This window comes from Streptomyces sp. NPDC107517, from assembly GCF_055582645.1.
Window position 1 is genome coordinate 25,528 of record NZ_JBVJPM010000001.1, and the last position, 20,143, is coordinate 45,670.

The 20,143-nt window shown below is 70.0% G+C and carries 16 protein-coding genes; 12 read left to right on the plus strand and 4 right to left on the minus strand.

Annotated features, from left to right (window positions below):
- Window positions 1-21: 21 nt before the first annotated feature.
- Window positions 22-2,922 carry a vitamin B12-dependent ribonucleotide reductase gene (locus tag ACZ67T_RS00105; RefSeq protein ID WP_469980543.1) on the plus strand — a complete coding sequence of 967 codons (2,901 nt, stop codon included), beginning with the start codon at window positions 22-24 and terminating at the stop codon, window positions 2,920-2,922.
- 77 nt (window positions 2,923-2,999) lie between these two features.
- On the opposite strand, the gene ACZ67T_RS00110 is transcribed toward ACZ67T_RS00105, so the two are convergent.
- On the minus strand, window positions 3,000-3,527 hold the full coding sequence (locus tag ACZ67T_RS00110; protein ID WP_469980544.1) for a TerD family protein: 528 nt from the start codon (window positions 3,525-3,527) through the stop codon (window positions 3,000-3,002).
- Between the two features lie 100 nt (window positions 3,528-3,627).
- On the opposite strand from ACZ67T_RS00110, the gene ACZ67T_RS00115 reads away from it, so the two are divergent.
- The 4 genes from ACZ67T_RS00115 (at window position 3,628) to ACZ67T_RS00130 (ending at window position 6,767) form a co-directional block, all read left to right on the plus strand.
- A complete protein-coding gene (locus tag ACZ67T_RS00115) occupies window positions 3,628-4,452 on the plus strand; it encodes an arylamine N-acetyltransferase family protein (RefSeq protein WP_469980546.1) in 825 nt (274 codons plus the stop codon).
- Between the two features lie 33 nt (window positions 4,453-4,485).
- A complete protein-coding gene (locus tag ACZ67T_RS00120) occupies window positions 4,486-5,091 on the plus strand; it encodes a YdbC family protein (RefSeq protein WP_100591116.1) in 606 nt (201 codons plus the stop codon).
- Between the two features lie 95 nt (window positions 5,092-5,186).
- Window positions 5,187-5,846: a histidine phosphatase family protein gene (locus ACZ67T_RS00125; protein WP_469980547.1), complete on the plus strand. Its 660-nt coding sequence runs from the start codon at window positions 5,187-5,189 to the stop codon at window positions 5,844-5,846.
- Window positions 5,847-5,858: 12 nt separating this feature from the next.
- A complete protein-coding gene (locus ACZ67T_RS00130) occupies window positions 5,859-6,767 on the plus strand; it encodes an ADP-ribosylglycohydrolase family protein (RefSeq protein WP_469980548.1) in 909 nt (302 codons plus the stop codon).
- A gap of 163 nt (window positions 6,768-6,930) precedes the next feature.
- On the opposite strand, the gene ACZ67T_RS00135 is transcribed toward ACZ67T_RS00130, so the two are convergent.
- A complete protein-coding gene (locus tag ACZ67T_RS00135) occupies window positions 6,931-8,496 on the minus strand; it encodes an MFS transporter (protein ID WP_469980550.1) in 1,566 nt (521 codons plus the stop codon).
- A gap of 137 nt (window positions 8,497-8,633) precedes the next feature.
- On the opposite strand from ACZ67T_RS00135, the gene ACZ67T_RS00140 reads away from it, so the two are divergent.
- The 3 genes from ACZ67T_RS00140 (at window position 8,634) to ACZ67T_RS00150 (ending at window position 10,816) form a co-directional block, all read left to right on the plus strand.
- On the plus strand, window positions 8,634-9,257 hold the full coding sequence (locus ACZ67T_RS00140; protein ID WP_469980552.1) for a TetR/AcrR family transcriptional regulator: 624 nt from the start codon (window positions 8,634-8,636) through the stop codon (window positions 9,255-9,257).
- A 133-nt stretch (window positions 9,258-9,390) separates the two neighbouring features.
- Entirely contained in the window at window positions 9,391-10,092 is a 702-nt protein-coding gene (locus ACZ67T_RS00145) for a ribonuclease HII (protein WP_469980554.1), read from the plus strand.
- 67 nt (window positions 10,093-10,159) lie between these two features.
- Entirely contained in the window at window positions 10,160-10,816 is a 657-nt protein-coding gene (locus ACZ67T_RS00150; RefSeq protein WP_469980555.1) for a hypothetical protein, read from the plus strand.
- Window positions 10,817-10,921: 105 nt separating this feature from the next.
- Here ACZ67T_RS00150 and ACZ67T_RS00155 read toward each other — a convergent pair whose 3' ends face one another.
- A complete protein-coding gene (locus ACZ67T_RS00155) occupies window positions 10,922-11,563 on the minus strand; it encodes a hypothetical protein (RefSeq protein ID WP_469980557.1) in 642 nt (213 codons plus the stop codon).
- 490 nt (window positions 11,564-12,053) lie between these two features.
- Here ACZ67T_RS00155 and ACZ67T_RS00160 point away from each other — a divergent pair, with 490 nt between their 5' ends.
- The gene (locus ACZ67T_RS00160; RefSeq protein WP_469980558.1) at window positions 12,054-14,213 is read left to right on the plus strand and encodes a RecQ family ATP-dependent DNA helicase; all 2,160 of its coding nucleotides are present in this window, start codon (window positions 12,054-12,056) and stop codon (window positions 14,211-14,213) included.
- A gap of 88 nt (window positions 14,214-14,301) precedes the next feature.
- Here ACZ67T_RS00160 and ACZ67T_RS00165 read toward each other — a convergent pair whose 3' ends face one another.
- Window positions 14,302-14,457 (minus strand): hypothetical protein, encoded by a 156-nt coding sequence (locus tag ACZ67T_RS00165; RefSeq protein WP_469980559.1) that lies wholly within the window; start codon window positions 14,455-14,457, stop codon window positions 14,302-14,304.
- A 457-nt stretch (window positions 14,458-14,914) separates the two neighbouring features.
- Here ACZ67T_RS00165 and ACZ67T_RS00170 point away from each other — a divergent pair, with 457 nt between their 5' ends.
- The 3 genes from ACZ67T_RS00170 to ACZ67T_RS00180 all read left to right on the plus strand — a co-directional run bounded on the left by ACZ67T_RS00170 (window position 14,915) and on the right by ACZ67T_RS00180 (window position 20,003).
- Window positions 14,915-16,363 carry a DUF4192 domain-containing protein gene (locus ACZ67T_RS00170; RefSeq protein ID WP_469980561.1) on the plus strand — a complete coding sequence of 483 codons (1,449 nt, stop codon included), beginning with the start codon at window positions 14,915-14,917 and terminating at the stop codon, window positions 16,361-16,363.
- A gap of 848 nt (window positions 16,364-17,211) precedes the next feature.
- Complete coding sequence (locus ACZ67T_RS00175; protein ID WP_469980562.1) at window positions 17,212-19,122, plus strand: glycogen debranching N-terminal domain-containing protein; 1,911 nt, start codon at window positions 17,212-17,214, stop codon at window positions 19,120-19,122.
- Between the two features lie 119 nt (window positions 19,123-19,241).
- Complete coding sequence (locus tag ACZ67T_RS00180) at window positions 19,242-20,003, plus strand: NUDIX hydrolase (RefSeq protein ID WP_469980563.1); 762 nt, start codon at window positions 19,242-19,244, stop codon at window positions 20,001-20,003.
- Window positions 20,004-20,143: the final 140 nt, after the last annotated feature.

Sequence of the window (20,143 nt, forward strand, 5' to 3'; positions counted from 1 at the left end):
AGCCCGGTATAGGGAGGCGGCATGACAGAGACGACGAGTGGCCCGGCACGAGGTTCCCGCGCCAAGGGAACCAAGGCCAACAAGGGGCTGCGTATCGAGCGCATCCACACGACTCCCGGCGTGCATCCGTACGACGAGGTGGAGTGGGAGCGCCGTGACGTCGTCATGACCAATTGGCGCGACGGCTCGATCAACTTCGAGCAGCGTGGCGTCGAGTTCCCCGGCTTCTGGTCGGTGAACGCGGTCAACATCGTCACCAGCAAGTACTTCCGCGGCGCGGTCGGCACCCCGCAGCGCGAGGTGAGCCTCAGGCAGCTCATCGACCGGATCGTGAAGACGTACCGGAAGGCCGGAGAGGACTACAACTACTTCTCGTCGCCCGCCGACGCCGAGATCTTCGAGCACGAGCTGGCGTACGCACTCCTGCACCAGATCTTCAGCTTCAACTCTCCGGTGTGGTTCAACGTCGGTACGCCGCAGCCCCAGCAGGTCTCCGCCTGCTTCATCCTTGCCGTCGACGACTCCATGGAGTCGATCCTCGACTGGTACAAGGAAGAGGGCATGATCTTCAAGGGCGGCTCCGGCGCCGGCCTGAACCTCTCGCGGATCCGTTCCTCCAAGGAACTGCTGTCCTCGGGCGGCAATGCCTCCGGTCCCGTCTCCTTCATGCGCGGTGCCGACGCCTCCGCGGGAACGATCAAGTCGGGTGGCGCCACGCGCCGCGCGGCCAAGATGGTCATCCTCGACGTCGACCACCCCGACATCGAGAACTTCATCGAGACCAAGGTGAAGGAAGAGGAGAAGATCCGCGCGCTGCGTGACGCGGGCTTCGACATGGACCTGGGCGGCGACGACATCACGTCCGTCCAGTACCAGAACGCCAACAACTCGGTCCGCGTGAACGACGAGTTCATGAAGGCCGTAGAGACCGGCGGCAAGTTCGGTCTGCGCGCCCGGATGACCGGTGACGTCATCGAGGAGGTCGACGCCAAGTCGCTCTTCCGCAAGATGGCCGAGGCCGCGTGGGCGTGTGCCGACCCCGGTATTCAGTACGACGACACCATCAACCAGTGGCACACCTGCCCGGAGTCCGGCCGGATCAACGGCTCGAACCCGTGCAGCGAGTACATGCACCTGGACAACACGTCCTGCAACCTCGCGTCGCTGAACCTGATGAAGTTCCTGAAGGACGACGGCAAGGGCCGGCAGTCCTTCGACGTCGAGCGCTTCTCCAAGGTCGTCGAGCTGGTCATCACCGCGATGGACATCTCGATCTGCTTCGCGGACTTCCCGACGCAGAAGATCGGCGAGAACACCCGCGCCTTCCGCCAGCTGGGCATCGGCTACGCCAACCTCGGCGCCCTGCTGATGGCCACGGGTCACGCGTACGACTCCGAGGGCGGCCGCGCCCTGGCCGGCTCCATCACGTCGCTGATGACCGGTACCTCGTACAAGCGTTCCGCCGAGCTCGCCGCGGTCGTCGGCCCGTACGACGGCTACGCCCGCAACGCCGCTCCGCACCAGCGCGTCATGAAGCAGCACGCCGACGCGAACACCGAGGCCGTCCGCATGGACGACCTGGACACGCCGATCTGGGCCGCCGCCACGGAGGCCTGGCAGGACGTCGTCCGCCTCGGCGCGAAGAACGGTTTCCGCAACTCGCAGGCCTCTGTCATCGCCCCGACCGGCACCATCGGTCTCGCGATGTCCTGCGACACCACCGGCCTTGAGCCCGACCTCGCCCTGGTCAAGTTCAAGAAGCTCGTCGGCGGCGGCTCGATGCAGATCGTCAACGGCACCGTCCCGCAGGCCCTGCGCCGCCTGGGTTACCAGGAGGAGCAGATCGAGGCGATCGTCGCCCACATCGCCGACAACGGCAATGTGATCGACGCCCCCGGCCTGAAGACCGAGCACTACGAGGTCTTCGACTGCGCGATGGGCGAGCGCTCCATCTCCGCGATGGGCCACGTCCGCATGATGGCCGCCATCCAGCCCTGGATCTCCGGCGCGCTGTCCAAGACGGTCAACCTGCCCGAGACCGCCTCGGTCGAGGACGTCGAAGAGGTCTACTTCGAGGCGTGGAAGATGGGCGTCAAGGCGCTCGCCATCTACCGCGACAACTGCAAGGTCGGCCAGCCCCTCTCCGCCAAGACCAAGGAGAAGGAGAAGGAGGCGGTCACCGCCAAGGCCGAGGAGACCATCCGTACCGCGGTCGAGAAGGTCGTCGAGTACCGTCCGGTCCGCAAGCGTCTGCCCAAGGGCCGCCCGGGGATCACCACCTCCTTCACCGTCGGTGGCGCCGAGGGTTACATGACCGCCAACTCCTACCCGGACGACGGTCTCGGCGAGGTCTTCCTGAAGATGTCGAAGCAGGGCTCCACCCTCGCCGGCATGATGGACGCTTTCTCGATCGCCGTCTCCGTGGGTCTGCAGTACGGCGTCCCGCTGGAGACGTACGTCTCGAAGTTCACGAACATGCGCTTCGAGCCGGCCGGCATGACGGACGACCCGGACGTGCGGATGGCGCAGTCGATCGTCGACTACATCTTCCGCCGCCTGGCGCTCGACTTCCTGCCCTTCGAGACGCGCTCCGCGCTCGGCATCCACTCGGCCGAGGAGCGTCAGCGTCACCTGGAGACGGGCTCGTACGAGCAGTCCATCGACGACGTCGACGTCGAGGGTCTGGCTCAGTCCGCCCCGCGGCAGACCGAGTCCCTGAAGGCCGTCGTCGAGGCCCCCAAGGCCGAGGCCGTCGCCGCGGCGCCCGCTCCGCAGCAGGCGCACACCAGCGCCGAGCTCGTGGAGATGCAGCTGGGCATCCAGGCGGACGCCCCGCTGTGCTTCTCCTGCGGCACGAAGATGCAGCGCGCCGGCTCCTGCTACATCTGCGAGGGCTGCGGCTCGACCAGCGGTTGCAGCTGATCCGCTGACGCAGTGAGGTGAGGGGCGGCGGGCCACCAGGCCCGCCGCCCCTCACCCGTTCCCCGCCCCCGGGGCGCTCAGTGCGCGCCGCCCATCGCGGCGGCGAACGACGTCAGGTCGCTGTCGTAGCCCTGGAGCACCTCGCGGAAGGTCCACTCTCCGGAGTCGTCCCTCGCAAATTCGGCGATCACCGCCGCCGTGGAGTCGGCCACCGTGGAGAAGTCGTTCTGTGCGAGGCCGGTGTACCCCTCGCGGATACGGACCGCCGTGTTCGCCACCGCTCCGAACACCGTTGCCCGCTCTCCCTGCTGTATGGCGATACCGACGACCACGCGCGCGTAGGAGGGCGACAGGCGCTCCAGCTCCAGTGTCATGACCTCGTCGAATCCGAGGCCCTGGCCCGTCGTGCTGTCCCGGTTGAGGGTGATCGTCCCGTCGGGGGAGCGGCTGTCGAAGTGCACGACGTAGGCCGGCGCTCCGCCCGGATCGTCGGATGTGTAGGTCGCCGCGATGATGTCGAGATCATGGGGCGGCTGGCCGATCGGGCTCGGGTCCCATTTCAGCGCGACCTCGACCTTCTTGAGCCCTTTCTTGAAGCTGCTCACCGAACTCCCCCTTCTCGGCTGCTGGTTACGGCTGTTCATCACTGACCGCTCATGACTGCTCATGACTGCTACGGACACGCTACGTCCTACGATTGTGACCATGAGCTGGAACGGGGAAGACCTTGATCTCGACGCCTACTTGGCGCGAATCGGCTTCATGGGGGACGTCAAACCGGACTTGGACACACTGCGCGCGCTGCACCGGGCGCATAGCGCGGCGATCCCGTTCGAGAACCTGGAGATCATGCTCGGGCGGCCGGTGGACCTGGGCCTCGCCGCCCTGCAGGCAAAGCTTGTGCGGCAGCGCCGCGGCGGCTACTGCTACGAGCAGAACCTGCTCTTCGCGGCGGTTCTGGAGCGAATCGGCTACCCCGTGAAGGGACTTGGGGCCCGCGTCCGGGCGGGCGCCACGGAGCTTCGCGCGGTCACTCACATGCTGACCCGCGTCACCGTGGAGGGCCGCCAGGAGTGGCTGTGCGACGTGGGCTTCGGCGCCCAGGGCCTGCGCGAACCGATCCCCCTGAGGGGCGGGGTCGAGGTGCGTCAGGGACCGTGGACCTTCGGCCTCGTGTCGCAGGACGCCGGCGTTCTGGTCCTGCGCAGCTTGCGTCCCGGCGGCTGGGAGGAGATATACGCCTTCACCCTGGAGGAGCGTCATCCCGTCGACTACGTGGTGATGAACCACTACACGTCGACGCATCCGCGGTCCGCCTTCACGCATCGCCCCGTCGTCCAGCGTGCCGCCGTCGACAGCCGGCGCTCTCTCATCGGCATGCGGATGTCGGTCGAGCTGCCGGACGGCACCCGGGACGAACGGGACGTACAGGAAGGCGAGTTGATGGAACTTCTCGCCCGTGAGTTCGAGATCGAACTGAGCGACGAGGACGCGGCAAGACTGGCCAGGATGCGTGACGCCGGAGCGTGACCGAACCCACGTCGTGGGTCGTACGATGGCGCGGTGCTGGTCAAGTGGATTCGCTGCACCGTGACCGATCGACGCGGTTTCGAACGGGGGCAGCGGAAGTGGGCGGGGCTTCTGGGGGAGCCGGGATTCCGGGGACAGGGCGGGGGCTGGAGCAGGAATCGGCCGGGGGTGGCTCATGTCCTCGGCTTCTGGGAGAGCCGTGCCTTCTACGACTCCTTCATGGCGCGCTCGCACGACCGGCTCGCGGCCGCCCAGTCGGGCACGTACAAAGACATCCAAGTGAAGCTCTTCGACCACCGGTTCGACGTGAAGACGGGCTTCGAGCCGCGCTTCACGGATGCGGACACGGTGCGCCTCGCGCACTGCCGGGTGCACGCGGACCGCGAGGAACACTTCGCGCTCATGCAGGAGAAGGTCTGGAACCCCGCGATGGCCGGCTCCCCGGGGATGGTGCGCGGACTGTTCGGCGAGGCGCCGGGCAACGAGTTCCTGATCCTGTCGATGTGGCACTCCGTCGCCGAGCACGGCAAGTACCAGGCCGAACGCGTGGAGCGGCTCTCGACCCGCGCCCGGACGGAGACCGACATCGCCGGGATCACGGGCGACATCGTCCAGCTCGAACCCTCCTGGACGGTCTGATCCGGATCGGCCACCGCAGCGACCGCGGGGTGGCATACGCCGGATGGAGCCCGTACGGGTGCTCGAACCGGGCGCTTCCGATCTAGGGTTTCCGCATGGCACGACCGCGGCGCATTGTCCTTGTCAGGCACGGCGAGTCGGAGGGCAACGCCGACGACACCGTCTACGAACGCGAGCCCGACCACGCCCTGGCCCTCACCGAGACCGGGCACCGGCAGGCGGACGAGACAGGGAAGTACCTGCGGGAGCTGTTCGGCCGTGAGCAGGTGAGCGTGTACGTGTCGCCCTACCGCCGCACGCACCAGACGCTCCGCGCCTTCCGGCTCGACCCCGAACTCGTACGGGTGCGCGAGGAGCCGCGGCTGCGGGAGCAGGACTGGGGAAACTGGCAGGACCGGGACGACGTACGCCTCCAGAAGGCGTACCGCGACGCGTACGGCCACTTCTTCTACCGCTTCGCCCAGGGCGAGTCCGGGGCCGACGTGTACGACCGTGTGGGTGCTTTTCTGGAGAGTCTGTACCGGAGCTTCGAGGCGCACGACCACCCCTCGAATGTCCTCCTCGTCACGCATGGGCTCACCATGCGGCTGTTCTGCATGCGCTGGTTCCACTGGACCGTCGCCGACTTCGAATGTCTGTCGAATCCCAGGAACGGTGAGACGCGGACGCTCGTTCTCGGGAAGGACGGCAAATACACCTTGGACCGGCCGTTCGAACGATGGCGTGACCCGGAGCCGTACGGGGTCACCGGTTAGAGTGGCAGGGCGATGACCGCTGATTCCTCTCCTCATGTGCGGCTTGACCGCGCCCTGTCCAGCCTGCGCGGCCTGGCGGTGGGGGATGCGCTGGGCTCCCAGTTCTTCGTGCCCGCCAACCATCCGCTGCTCAAGCGCCGCGAGCTGCCCGACGGCATCTGGCAGTGGACCGACGACACCGAAATGGCGTGCTCCGTGGTGGCGGTCCTGGCCGCCGAGAACCGGATCGAGCAGGACGCGCTCGCCCGGTCCTTCGCGGAGCACCACGACTTCGACCGCGGCTACGGCCCCGCGGTGAACCGGTTGCTCCGGCAGATCCGCGAGGGCGGCGACTGGCGTTCCCTGTCCTCCGCGCTCTTCAAGGGCCAGGGCTCCTGGGGCAACGGCGCGGCGATGCGGATCGCGCCGCTCGGGGCCTGGTACGCGGACGATCCGGAGCAGGCCACGCACCAGGCCGAGATCTCCGCCTATCCGACGCATCAGCACCGGGAGGCCGTGGTCGGGGCCATGGCCGTGGCCGCAGCTGCCGCGATCGTGGCCGATCCGGCAGGACCGCCGACACCGCAGGCGCTCCTCGACGGAGTGATCGCGCTCGTGCCGCGCAGTGCGGTGGGCGCGGGCCTGCGGCGGGCCAGGGACATGCTCGACTACGGAGATCCGGGGACGGTGGCCGCGGTCCTCGGCTGCGGCCGACGCACCTCGGCGCACGACACCGTGCCGTTCGCCCTGTGGTCGGCGGCGCGCGGGCTCGGCGACTTCGAGGGCGCGTTCTGGGAGACGGCCCAGGTGGGCGGCGACATGGACACGACGTGCGCGATCGTGGGCGGAGTGGTCGCTTCAGGCCTGGGTGGCGCTCCGGCGGACCTGTGGCTGCAGCGGACCGAACCGCTGCCGGAGTGGGCGCCCGGACTGCCGGTCTGACCTGTGGATCCTCACGCCTCCTGCGATGTGACGGATACACCCGCAGGCCTCTGGTGAACGCATCGGCTGGGGTGTGATGGATGCCGGGCCGCCTTCGTCGCGTCGGATGGCCCGGCATCCACCTCCCCCGGTGGGCGGCTCCCCCGGTGGGCGGCTCCCCCGGTCAGCCGCCCGCTGGCCCGGCCGCACCCGCGGTGCCCGCGAGCGCCTCCAGGTCGCTCTTGCGTACCCGGATCACCACAGTGGCGACGATCAGGGCGAGCAGCGCCATCGCCGCGGCCGGGACGAACGCGGTCGAGATGCCCTCGGCCAGGACCTGGTGGCCCCAGGGAGCCGGGAGCTGATGGGTCTTGGCGAACTCCGCCTTCTGCTCGGGCGTGGCCTGCGCCATGAAGGAGGGGATCTGGTCCTTGGCCTCGTTCCTGCTGGCCGTACCGAAGACGGTCGTCAGGATGGAGAGGCCGAGCGAACCTCCCACCTGCTGCATCGCGTTGAGCAGCCCGGACGCCGCGCCCGCCTCGTGCTGGGCGACTCCGGAGACGGCGGTCAGGGTGAGCGTCACGAAATTGAGCCCCATCCCGACGCCGAACAGCAGCATCGGGCCGAGCACCCCACCCACGTACGAGCTGTCGGGGGAGATGAACGTCTGCCAGCCGAGGCCGAGCAGGACGAACGTCGCGCCGGTCATCATGAACGGCTTGGGACCGAGGACCGGAAGCAGCCGCTGCGACAGGCCCGCGCCGACGATGATCGCGGCCGTCACGGGCAGGAAGGCGAGGCCTGCCTCGATCGGCGTGTAGTCGAGGACGTTCTGTGCGAACAGGACGATGAAGAAGAACATGCCGAACATCGCCGCGGCCAGGCTCAGCATGATCACGTATGTGCCGGAGCGGTTGCGGTCGGCGAACATCCTCAGCGGAGTGATCGGTTCCTTCGCCCGGCTCTCGATGAACACGAAGGCGAGCAGCAGCACCACGGCGGCGACGAACGAGCCCACGCCGATGCTGTCCCGCCAGCCCTCCTCCGACGCCCGGATGAAGCCGTACACGAGCGAGGCCATGCCCGCCGTGGAGGTGAGCGCGCCCGCGATGTCGAAGCGTCCCGGGTGGCGTTGGGACTCGTTGATGTACATCGGCGCCAGCACGGCGATGAGGATGCCGATGGGTACGTTCACGAACAGCACCCAGCGCCAGTCGAGCCACTCCGTGAGCATGCCGCCGGCGAGGAGGCCGACGGCGCCGCCGCCCGCGGAGACGGCCGCGAAGACGCCGAACGCGCGGTTCCGCTCCGGCCCTTCGGGGAACGTCGTGGTGATGAGGGCGAGCGAGGTGGGCGACGCGATCGCGCCACCGACGCCCTGCAGGGCCCGGGCCGCCAGCAACTGCCAGGGTTCCTGGGCGAGTCCGCCGAGCAGGGAGGCGAGCGTGAAGAGCAGGATGCCGGACATGAAGACCCGGCGGCGACCGAGGATGTCACCCGCGCGGCCGCCGAGAAGCAGCAGACCGCCGAAGGTGAGCGTGTAAGCGCTGACGACCCAAGTGAGGTCGGTCGTGGAGAACTTGAGCGCGTCCTGAATGTGCGGGAGCGCGATGTTCACAATCGTCGCGTCCAGTACCACCATGAGTTGGCAGGCCGCGATGACGGCGAGGGCTATGCCGGGGCGCCCCGCCCGTCGTGCCTGCCCCGGCTTGTTCGGCTTCTGATCTTGAGTTAACTGAGAGGTTGTCACTATGGATCCCCCACAAGTGCGTTAGTGAACGTAACCGTTCACTGTCGCCTCGAACGGTAGTGACTCCCCATCAGTGAACGCAACCGTTCACTGAAGAAGCTGCCTGGAACATTCGGTTCCCCAACGGAGAGAAGACGATGGATACTTCGCGCTGGACGGCCGCCCCCGCTCGGACGGCCACCCTGCGCCGGCGTGGCCCCGTGCTGGAGCGGGCCATCCTGGAAGCCGCGCTGGAGCAGCTCAGTACGGTCGGCTGGAACGCCCTCACGATGGAGGGCGTCGCCGCCGGAGCGCAGACGGGCAAGGCCGCCGTCTACCGCCGCTGGCCGTCCAAGGAGGACCTCGTCGCGGACGCCCTTCAGGCGGCGCTGCCCACGCTCGACGGAGCACCGGACCGCGGCAGCGTCCGGGAGGACCTGATCGAGCTGTGCGGCCTGATGCGTGAGGCGATGTACTCACGCCCCGGATTCGCTCTGCGTTCGGTTCTTCACGAATGCGACTCGGCGACGGCGCAGCGCTTCCATGAGGTGATCTTCGAGGGCGTCGTCCAGCCGAGTGTCGAGCTGATCAAAGAGGTGGTGAACCGTGGTATCGAGCGGGGAGAGGTTCGCCCCGGCGCCGCTGACGCGTACGTCTGTGATGTCATCCCCGCGATGATGATGTACCGCTCCAAGGTGTGCGCGAGCGAATGGGAAGAGCGTGATCTCACGGAGATGGTCGATCAGGTGATGGTTCCGCTGCTGCGCCCGCGGGGGGCGTGACGCGGGGCGGCGCCGGCCGTGGATCTGGGCCGGCGCCGGGGCGTGTGGCGGCATCGCGCCGCGTGGCCGGAGAACGGGCCGGCCCTACCGGGGTGTCGCTGAGGGGTCAAGGCGGCGTACGCTATCTGGCGCCATGCCGTACGAACCACCCACTCACAGCGTCGAGCGCTCACTGCGCGCCACCACCGGAGCCAAGATCGTCGCCGGTGTGGACGAGGTCGGTCGCGGTGCGTGGGCGGGACCGGTCACTGTGTGTGCGGCGGTCACCGGGCTGCGCCGACCGCCCGAAGGTCTCACCGACTCCAAGCTGATCAGCCCGAAGCGGCGCGAAGCGCTCGCCGAGACGCTGGAGAGCTGGGTGACGGCGCATGCTCTCGGGCACGCCTCTCACGAGGAGATCGACGAGCTGGGAATGACGGCCGCTCTGCGGCTCGCCGCGGTGCGCGCCCTCGAGGCCCTTCCGGCCCGTCCGGACGCGGTCATCCTCGACGGCAAGCACAACTACCTCGGTGCTCCCTGGCAGGTCCGCACGGTGATCAAGGGCGACCGGTCCTGTGTGGCCGTCGCCGCGGCATCGGTGATCGCCAAGGTTCGGCGCGACAAAATGATGGCCGAACTGGGCATCGAACATGCAGACTTCGGTTTTGCGGACAACGCCGGTTATCCGTCGCCGGTCCACAAAGCTGCGCTGGCGGTGTGGGGGCCCACCCCGTACCACCGGCTCACGTGGGCGTATCTTGATGCGCTGCCCCAGTGGCGGCACCTCAAGAAGGCCCGCAGCTGGGCGGAGGGAAACGTTCCGGAGATCGAAGGCCAGCTCGGCTTCGACTTCTGATCTTCCGTTCGCACTCATGTGCCACCCGCCGAGGCCACTCGCACCGGCGTTTGATAGATATCAGCTCATGCCTCTCCTTCCCGAGGAGTCTCAGATTCACGAGAGTGCCCAGGGTCCCCGCGCTACTTCGGCCCCCAGCGGCCGCAACGCGCCGACCCCCCGCCCCGTACCCGGCCCGCGTCCCGCGGCGCCGCCGCGACCCGGACGCCCGGGTCCCGCACGGCCGATGCCGCCCGCGCAGCGCACGTCGCGCGAGTCGGCGCCGGCCGCCAAGCCGGGGCCTTCGGCTCCGGCCGCCCCCGCCGCCGTGCCGACCGCGCCCGCCGCGACCGCGCAGCCGCAGATCCAGCTGATCCCGGCTTCGGTCGAGGGTGCCCTGGACGCCGCGGAGGAAGCCGTCGACCTGCTCCTCGATTCGGGCCGTGCGCCCGGCGAGGTGCTGGTGATCACCACCGGTGACCCGCACCCGTGGGCCACGCACGAGCTGTCCTTCGGCGACACCGCCTACTGGGCGCAGCTCGACGCGGGTGACGACGTCTTCTACGCCGACGCCGGTGCCGCCGAGCGTGCCACCAAGCGGCCTGTGGTCGTCGTCGCGCTGAACGGCGGCACCGATCAGGCGGCCGCCGCGGCAATGCCTCTCGCCCTCCGCCGGGCGGGCGCCCTGCTGATCGTGTGCGGCGACCCGCAGCGGATCAACTCCCTGCTGGGTGCCGGAGTCTGACACGCCGCGCGCCGGCCGCCCGGACCGCTTGACGGTTCCGCGGGCGGCCGGCGGCGTCGTGTGACTGCGGCCCGCGTGGCGACGGGGTCGATCCAGCGGCAGCTCTCAGCGGGCGGCCGCGCGGCGCAGTACCTCCGACGCGGCTCCTCCTGCGCGCGGCAGTGGCGGCTCGAGGCTGCCCTCGAACGCTTCGGGCGTCGACCCGAGGCTCGGCCGTCGGCCGCCACGTCCCTCGCCGAGCACCTGCCAGCCGTCCCGCGTCATGGTGATGTACGCCCCGCAGCGCAGCCCATGAAGCGTGCAGGCGTCCCGCAGCCCCCACATCCACGCACCGTCCTCCTCCGTCCAACGCGCGTCGCCCTCACGGCAGTAGAGCAGTACGGCTGTACGCACCGGTGTACGGCGACGGAGGTCGTGCGGGATGACCCGGCGCAGGTGTGTGAGCAGCGCGTTGCGGAACACCCAGCCGTCCGCCGCGCTCGGGCGCCGTGTGAACGACGCGCTGGCGCTGAGCCGTTCCTCCGTGTCAAGAACGGCCACGACGGCCGTCTCGGGCTTGGGACGGTGCCGGGCGTGCAGGCCGCTGACGACCTCGCGCGGATTGCGCAGCAAAGGGATCCCCGCCGCGGCCCATTCCGCGGGTTCGAGCACCCTGGCGAGTTGGTTGGCGGAGTCGGCGAACATGTCGGCACGCGTCGATGACGTCGACAATGATGTCGCCGAGGACGGAGCGAATCCGAAGGTCACGGTCCTCCCTTCGGCTACGCGCCCACACTGCGGGCGGGGTCGGACTGCGGGAGCGCACCGCGGCACAGCCCTACTGGACCACGATCGAGCCGCGCGGGAGCGATTCCAATTCTTCCCTTCGCACTGGCTTGCGGCAACGAGCAATCGGGGCCGGGGGCCGGTATCTGGGGAAGCGTCGGCTATATCCCTGCCCACCGCCGCCGCCCGTGACGCCAGGATCACGCCTTTACGGCTTCGACCAGACGCCAGGATCGCGTCGCTACCGCCACGACCAGCGCTAGCACTCTCTGACCTCGACGACCCGGGTGCCCCGAGAATTGGATCAAGGGCGGCTCGGATCAAGAGCGGCTCGGATCAAGATGAGGACTCGGCACCTGGGAGGACTCGGCACCTGGCGGGACGCCCTCCAGGTGGCCGGATGGAGGGGGCGGCGGTGATCATCGCGGCGGGCGATTGGGCCGTTGTCAGTGGTGTGGGGTTGCATGGGGGCATGAGTAACCAGGAGCTGCGTGCCGAAGCCGACGCCATCCTCGCTGAGCTGGTCGGCGATCCAGGGGGTTCGGCGCGCCTTCGGGAGGATCAGTGGCAGGCGGTGGCAGCCCTGGTCGAGGAGCGTCGGCGTGCCCTTGTGGTGCAGCGCACCGGCTGGGGCAAGTCGGCGGTGTACTTCGTGGCCACGGCCCTGCTGCGGCGGCGTGGCTCCGGTCCCACGGTGATCATCTCGCCGTTGCTGGCGCTGATGCGCAACCAGGTCGAGTCGGCGGCGCGGGCCGGTATCCAGGCGCGCACGATCAACTCGGCCAACCCGGAGGAGTGGGACACGATCTATGAGGAGGTCGAGCGCGGCGAGACCGACGTTCTCCTCGTGAGTCCGGAACGCCTCAATTCGGTGGATTTCCGTGATCAGGTCCTGCCCAAGCTCGCGGCCACGACGGGTCTGCTCGTGGTCGACGAGGCGCACTGCATCTCCGACTGGGGCCATGACTTCCGGCCGGACTACCGCCGGCTGCGGGCGATGCTGGCCGAGCTTCCCGCCGGTGTTCCGGTGCTGGCCACCACCGCTACGGCGAACGCGCGGGTCACGGCGGATGTCGCCGATCAGCTGGGTACGGGAGCTGGCGAGGCACTGGTGCTCCGCGGCCCGTTGGATCGGGAGAGTCTGCGCCTGGGTGTGGTCCAGTTGCCGGATGCCGCTCACCGCCTGGGCTGGCTTGCCGAACACCTGGATGAGCTCCAGGGCTCCGGCATCATCTACACGCTGACGGTGGCCGCGGCCGAGGAGGCGACCGCCTTCCTGCGCCAGCGCGGCTTCAACGTGGCGTCGTACACGGGCAAGACGGAGAACGCCGACCGGCTCCAGGCCGAGCTCGATCTTCAGGAGAACCGCGTGAAGGCGCTGGTCGCCACCTCCGCGCTGGGGATGGGCTTCGACAAGCCGGACCTGGGATTCGTGATCCATCTCGGCTCGCCGTCCTCACCGATCGCCTACTACCAGCAGGTGGGGCGCGCGGGCCGCGGTGTGGCCCATGCCGATGTGCTGCTGCTGCCGGGCAAGGAGGACGAGGCGATCTGGCGCTACTTCGCCGATACGGCCTTCCCGCCCGAGGCGCAGGTCCGCCAGACCCTCTCGGCTCTCGCGGGTGCGGGACGGCCGCTGTCCGTGCCCGCCCTGGAGGCGGCGGTGGATCTTCGGCGCAGTCGCCTCGAGTCGATGCTGAAGGTGCTGGACGTCGACGGCGCGGTCAAGCGAGTGAAGGGCGGCTGGACGGCCACGGGAGCCGACTGGGTGTACGACTCCGAGCGCTACGCGTGGGTGGCCAAGCAGCGGGCGACCGAGCAACAGGCCATGCGTGATTACGCGGGCGCGTCCCAGTGCCGGATGGAGTTCCTGCGCCGGCAACTGGACGACGAGGGTGCGGCTCCGTGTGGCCGCTGCGACAACTGTGCGGGGGCCTGGGCCGATTCCTCGGTTTCGGCGGAGATGCTGACGGGGGCGGCCAGGGAACTGGACCGCCCGGGGGTGGAGGTCGAGCCGCGCCGCATGTGGCCGACGGGGATGCCCGCGCTGGGTATTGACCTCAAGGGGCGCATCCCGGCCAAGGAACAGTGCTCAACCGGCCGCGCCCTGGGGCGTCTCTCGGACATCGGCTGGGGCAACCGACTGCGCCCGCTGCTGGCCGAGAACGCGCCCGACCGGCCCGTCCCCGACGACGCCCTGAAGGCCGTGGTGGCCGTCATTGCCGACTGGGCGCGCTCGCCCGGGGGGTGGGCGCCGAGTGTTCCGGACGCCTCTGCCCGGCCGGTGGGAGTCGTCGCCGTGCCGTCCCTGGCGCGGCCGCAACTGGTCGGTTCCCTCGCCCAGGGAATCGCGACGATCGGCCGCCTCCCCTTCCTGGGCACGCTTGCGTACACGGGGCCGGGGGACGCACACGCGGCACGCCGCAGCAACTCCGCCCAGCGGCTCAGGACTCTGTCGGGCGCTTTCACCGTTCCTGACGATCTGGCTGCGGCCCTGGCCGACGCTCCGGGACCGGTTCTGCTCGTGGACGACTACACGGACTCCGGCTGGACCCTCGCGGTCGCCGCTCGGCTGCTCCGGCAGGCGGGGAGCGAGCAGGTTCTGCCGTTGGTGCTGGCTGCGGCGGGCTGAGTCATTGGGCGCTCAGGGCTGAGGGACTGAATTGAGTCCGTGATGCGCCGCTGCGCACGCCCTGGCAGGCGCGGACGGGCATCGAGAACTAGCCGTCGTGGCAGCCCGACGTCCGCACGGTCAAGGACGTCACCACGGTCAAGGACGTCACCACGGTCAAGGACGTCACCTCGGTCATGAAGGACACGCCGGGCCGGTTGCGGTCGGGCTCGGTGTTCCGCAGGGAGACCCAGGGGCTGGGCATCACCTCCACCGTCAAGCAGGTCGTGCCCGGCAAGCGGCTGGCCCGGGGAGGTCCTGTGCAGGGCAGCACCGCCGTCCACGTGTGGACGTTCACGCCCACCAAGAACGGCGTGCTCGTCCACACCGAGCGGCCCTGGACCGGCACACCGGTCGACGCCGACACCGCCAACCTGCAGGCCCCCTCGACGCCTTGCTCCACGCCTGGGTCAACAACCTCAAGCGAGAGAGTGAGAGCCACGCCTGATCGCGGCTCGTGCGCCTCGTGCCCGAAGTTCCTTTTCACATAAGGCCGCTGAGTCGACGTCAGCAAGTGAACGACATGGCTGGGACAAGCATGGCCTGGTGGGTCCGCTTCGCGCGAGTGGCCCTTCCGGGCTGTGGACAACTCCTGTCGTGTCCCTGATCCGGGTTATCCACAGGTCAAAGCGGAATCTTGAGATTCGCGGCATGGTCGTCACATGACGAATCACAGCGAAGCAGCCGGCGCACCCGGCACGGAACAGGTCACCCTGCGCAACCCCTCCGAACTGGCCGAAGCGCTCCCGTACTTGCTCGGGTTCAAGCCTGAGGACAGCATCGTGCTTGTCGCCCTGCATCGCGGACGCTTCGGCGGGCGCGTGCGACTCGGGATTCCCGAGCGCCCCGGCGACTGGCCGTCCGTCGCGGACGAGATGGCCAAGTGCCTGATCAGCGGATGCGAGAGGAAGGACGGTACGCCGGACGGCATCGTCGCGTTCCTGTGCCGGGATCCGGAGATCGCTGAGACCGGTCGGCAGATCATGGAACGGCTGCACCCACTGGCGCAGATGCTGCGCCTGGCGTGCGGCCGCCTCGACGTGCCCGTGGTCGAGACCCTCTGCATCGCCGACGATCACTTCTGGTCGTACAGCTGCCCTGTCGCGGAGTGCTGCCCGCCCGACGGCACACCGCTGGCCGTGTCCGGTACGTCCGTCACGGCAGCCGCGATGACCTACGCGGGCATCCAAGTGCGGCGCCCGCTGAGGGAGATGAGGGCGAGGCTCACACCGTGGCAGACGGCGGCGGTGCCGGAGCAGGAGCGTGCGCTGGACGCCGCGGCCATGGCTCTGGTCCCCAGGATTCTCGCCGGAGTCCCGCGCGTTGAGGTCGCGGACGAGACGCTCGATCTCGCACGGCGGGTCTGGAGCCGTTTCGGGCACCTGCCGACCGGCAGCGACACGCTCGAGGCCGATCTCAAAGACGACGAGCAGCTCGCGCATGACGAAGCGGCGAGGCTGATCCTCGGCCTCCAGGACCGGCTGACCCGGGATCACGCCGCCGAGTGGATGGAGGGCGACGAGGCACCGCTCGTGCTGCGTCTGTGGCGGGCCCTGGCCCGCCGTTGCGTGGGCCCGTACGGCGAACACGCGGCGGCGCCACTGACGCTCGCCGGCTGGGTCGCGTGGTCTCTGGGCGACCGAGTGGAGGCAGGCGAGGCATTGGACATGGCTCTGGCGGCGGATCCCCGATACGTCTTCGCCCGGCTCCTCATGGAGGCGTGCAGCGCGGACCTGGATCCGGAGCCGGTGCGGCGAAGCCTGCGCAAGACCCGGGACGAGCGGAACGTGACGCCGTCCGGCGCGGGTTCCGAGGACGGCTCTGACGGAGCCGGTGCTGGAGTAGCGGTAGGCGCGGGGCCCGTTGCCGGCGTCAAAGCCGAAGGTGCCGCCGGCCGTAGGGGCACAGGATCCTCTGGGCGGCCAAGTGCCGAGGACTCACGGGAACCGGCCGAGGATCGGGTGACGCGGGCCCTGGAAGCGGCCCTGCGCCGGCGCGGATCGCGACGTGCAGGCGCGGGTAAGGGGCCCGCCCAGGCTGGGGCGCATGCGCCGCGGCGACCGCAGGGACGTCGCCGAGCGGGGCGGCAGGGGACGAGGCGGAACGGATGAGCGCCGGTTCGTGGCGCAGGTTACGCATGCCCGACCTTGCAGCAGCGCGGGCACCGGCCGGTGTGGGGGAGTTGGGGAGCGGCATGGGGCGTCGGCTGCTCGGCTTCCTTTGCCGCGGGCGTGACTTGGGATGGGGCAGGCCCGTTCACCTCTGTGGCGCAGCCCGTGACCGGGATGCGCCGCTGTCTCCCCGCCGACCCTTCGGAGCGCCATCGGCGCCTCGCGCGCGCCCAGCGCGGAAGGAGCCGCCCCATGCCGCCCCCCACGTCGTCGACCGTGTCCGCCGTATCGACTTGCGCCGTGCCGGTGCTGCTCGCCCTGGAGAAAGACGCCCCACCAGGTGCCGCCGGACCGCCCCGCGAGACCGGTACCGCTGGTTGTCCGGGGACGAGGCGGCGGTGATGCCTTCAGCTACACGCGCCCCGGAGCCCGAAGACTCGCTCAAGGCGTCCTTCGAGAGTCCCTTGGAGGACTCGTTCGTCGACCGCCTCGGCGGAGGTGTGGGCCGGGCCTCTGGAGTCCCCGCAGGGATGTCGCCCCTTCCACCGGCTGGGGTATCGCCCGAGCCCGCTGGGGTGACGATCGCACCCGCTGGGGTGTCGTCCGCGCCCTCGGGGCAGGGAGCGCCATCTGGCACCGCGGGGCCGTCTACCGCCATCGCGGGGGCGCCATCCGCTCGGGCGGTGACATCTGCAATCCCCCCAGCGACCTCGTCCGCTCACCGCAAGGACCCGGCTCCACCTGCCACCCGTAATGCTCCACCCCTGCATGCGCACGACGGTCGCGCGAACGCACCCGCTCCCCGGCGCTCCGCGGAGTTGCCGCCTGCGCACAGGGCGCTGATCTGCGTGGCCCTGCCCTCGCTCGCGATTTCGTCACAGCAAGGGCAGCTGACGGGCGATGGCCTGGAGGGCTTCTACCGCGCCGGGCGTCGTTTGTTGTCGCGCTGCCTGCTCCGCGTGGCGGGGCGCGAGCCGGTCGCGGTTCAGGCCCGTATGGTCGCCGCCGACCGGGCCCGGTTCGTGGCGACGCTGAGGCCTGTCGTGGACGGCGGCCCCGATCCGGACATCATGGTCGAGCGGATGCGGCATGCCGACGGCACTGAGCGGATTACGCTGCGCAGCTCGGCCACACGCCCGCTGCGACTGCCGGTCGAGGTCGCGCTCGGTACGGATCTGGCCGAGCTGGGCGCGGTGGCGGCCGGACGGCCCGGGCGTGCACTGTCCGCCACCGTCCACGACTCCGGCATGCGGTGGTCGTCGCCATCGGGCCACGCCGTCGTCACCGCCGACCCGCCGCCCCGGGACGCGCTCGCCTCCGCCGGCCTGCTGCGCTGGGAGTTCGACCTGCCTCCGGGTGGCACGTGGAGTGTCGAACTACGGGTACGGGCCGACGGCGGAGGGGCGGGCCGGCCGGTCGGGCATGGCACCGTACGTCCGCTCGCCGGGGCGGAGGCCGCAGGGGACGACGCACGCGTGGGGCTGCTGCTGAGAACCTGCGCCGAGGACCTGCACGCATTGCTGCTGCGCGACCCTGCGCACCCCTCGGACCTCTACCTCGCTGCAGGCGCGCCCTGGCGCTGTGGTCTGGCTCCGGCCGAGGCGCTGGCGGCCGCGCGGATGGCGCTGCCTTGGGGAACCCGGTTGGCCGCGGGCACGCTCAGGGCCCTCGCCCGGACCCAACTCCCGGGAAAGGGTAGGGAGTCGGGGATGATTCCCGGCCCGCTGAGAGACGCAGGACCGCATCTGCCGCCCGGCTGTACCGGAACCGAAGCGACGCTCCTGTTTCCGGCGCTCCTCGCGGAGGCGAGACGCTGGGGCCTTCCCGAGCAGGAGGTCGCCGAGCTGCTGCCCACCGCGGAGCGCTGCCTGCACTGGCTGAGAGCAGCCATTGGCGAAGGGACGTACCTGGCGGACCCCGGCCCCGCAGGACCGTTGCGCTGCGAGACCCAGGCCCACGCCCACCGGGCCGCCCTGCTCGGCGCGGATCTCCTCGACGCCCATGGGCGACCCGGCGCCGTAGAACTGCGCCAGTGGGCCGAAGCGCTGCGGACACGGTTCAGTGAGGACTTCTGGGCCGAGGACCGCGGAGGCGGCAGGCCCGCCGCCGCCCGCACGCCGGACGGACGCCTCCTGCCTCACCTGGGCAGCGCCGCGGCCCACCTCCTCGACACAGGGCTGCTTGGCGGCGGTGTGATGGCCCCGGGACTCCTCGACAAGGTGCAGACCGAACAGCTCGCACGGCTTCTGGGCGGTCCGGCACTCGACTCGGGGTGGGGGCTGCGCAGTCTGGGCGTACGGGAGGCGTCGTACAACCCGTTCGGGCACCGTGGCGGAGCTGTGCGGGTGCAGGAGACGGCGCTGGCCGTGGGCGGCCTGGCGGCTGCGGGCTACGAGAAGGAGTCGAGTTCGCTGCTGCGGGGCGTCCTGTCGGCGGCCGAGGCATTCGGGTTCCGGCTGCCCGAGATGTACGCGGGGGAGCAGCGTTGCGAAGGTGGCGCGCCGCTTCCGCATCCGGCCGCCTGCAGACCCGCGGCCACCGCCGCGGCGGCAGGGGTGCAGATCCTCGCGGCCCTCGTCGGCATCCGGCCGGACGCGCCCGCCGGGACGGTGACGCTGAGACCGATGCGCAGCGCACCCCTGGGGGAGATCGGGCTGGCCGGGTTGCGGGTCGCGGGCGCACCCTTCTCGGTGCGGGTCAGCAGACTCGGTCTCGCAATGGTCGAGGAGGCGGCCGACGGGCTGCAGTTGGGGGTGTGACCGGGGCGGACATGAGTTCGGGGGATCGGCGGGGTCCCACCTCGGGGACTTCGAAGAAGACCTTGATCGACGATCGCGAAGGGAGTGTTTATCGTCAGGAAGACGACTATGATCACGGCATGTCGCCCTACGACCCGTCGGCCTTCCCGCCCTTCGCAGTCACCGTCGACCTGGTCGTGCTGACCGTGCGTCGTCACGCGCTCTGTGCGCTCGCGGTACGGCGAGGCGAACCGCCGTTCCAGGGGCGTTGGGCACTCCCCGGCGGCTTCGTGCGCGACGACGAGGACCTGTCGTCCGCCGCGGCGCGCGAACTGATCGAGGAGACCGGGCTCTGCGCCCATGATCCCGCGGACCCGGACCAGGTGAATGGCGCGCACCTGGAGCAGCTGGCCACCTACGGCGACCCCAAGCGCGACCCTCGTATGCGCGTGGTCAGCGTCGCTCATCTGGCCCTGGCGCCGGATCTGCCCGCACCGCGTCCGGGTGGCGACGCGCACAGCGCGCGCTGGGCACCCGTAGAGGCACTGCTGAACGAGAGCGGGTACGGGCGCGAGGGTGAGCAGGCGGCGCCCTTGGCCTTCGATCATGCGCAGATCCTCGCGGACGGCGTGGAGCGCGCACGCTCGAAGATCGAGTACTCGTCGCTCGCCACGGCCTTCTGCCCGCCCGAGTTCACGGTCGGAGAGCTGCGGCGCGTGTACGAGGCGGTGTGGGCCGTCGCGCTCGATCCGCGCAACTTCCACCGCAAGGTGACGGGCACCCCGGGCTTCCTCGTGCCCACCGGCGGGACCACCACCCGCCAGGGCGGCAGGCCGGCCCAGCTCTTCCGAGCCGGGGGCGCGACACTGCTCAACCCGCCGATGCTGCGTCCCGAGGTGTGACCCGGAGCTGACGGGGCCTGACCTCCGGGCTCTGCCCGCCCACGCCGCGCAGGGACACCCGAAGCGCGCACCCTGCCCGAAAAGACGGAAATATCGCGTTATCTTGCTGCGGTACCCACGGGGTTCGTCCGTCCCCGCTC

What these genes read in the sequence shown, in the direction of transcription:
- ACZ67T_RS00105 (WP_469980543.1), top strand. Translation starts at nt 22, where the DNA reads ATGACAGAGACGACGAGTGGCCCGGCACGAGGTTCCCGCGCCAAGGGA.
- ACZ67T_RS00115 (WP_469980546.1), top strand. Translation starts at nt 3,628, where the DNA reads ATGAGCTGGAACGGGGAAGACCTTGATCTCGACGCCTACTTGGCGCGA.
- ACZ67T_RS00125 (WP_469980547.1), top strand. Translation starts at nt 5,187, where the DNA reads ATGGCACGACCGCGGCGCATTGTCCTTGTCAGGCACGGCGAGTCGGAG.
- ACZ67T_RS00130 (WP_469980548.1), top strand. Translation starts at nt 5,859, where the DNA reads ATGACCGCTGATTCCTCTCCTCATGTGCGGCTTGACCGCGCCCTGTCC.
- ACZ67T_RS00140 (WP_469980552.1), top strand. Translation starts at nt 8,634, where the DNA reads ATGGATACTTCGCGCTGGACGGCCGCCCCCGCTCGGACGGCCACCCTG.
- ACZ67T_RS00145 (WP_469980554.1), top strand. Translation starts at nt 9,391, where the DNA reads ATGCCGTACGAACCACCCACTCACAGCGTCGAGCGCTCACTGCGCGCC.
- ACZ67T_RS00150 (WP_469980555.1), top strand. Translation starts at nt 10,160, where the DNA reads ATGCCTCTCCTTCCCGAGGAGTCTCAGATTCACGAGAGTGCCCAGGGT.
- ACZ67T_RS00160 (WP_469980558.1), top strand. Translation starts at nt 12,054, where the DNA reads ATGAGTAACCAGGAGCTGCGTGCCGAAGCCGACGCCATCCTCGCTGAG.
- ACZ67T_RS00165 (WP_469980559.1), bottom strand. Translation starts at nt 14,457, where the DNA reads ATGCCCAGCCCCTGGGTCTCCCTGCGGAACACCGAGCCCGACCGCAAC.
- ACZ67T_RS00170 (WP_469980561.1), top strand. Translation starts at nt 14,915, where the DNA reads ATGACGAATCACAGCGAAGCAGCCGGCGCACCCGGCACGGAACAGGTC.
- ACZ67T_RS00180 (WP_469980563.1), top strand. Translation starts at nt 19,242, where the DNA reads ATGTCGCCCTACGACCCGTCGGCCTTCCCGCCCTTCGCAGTCACCGTC.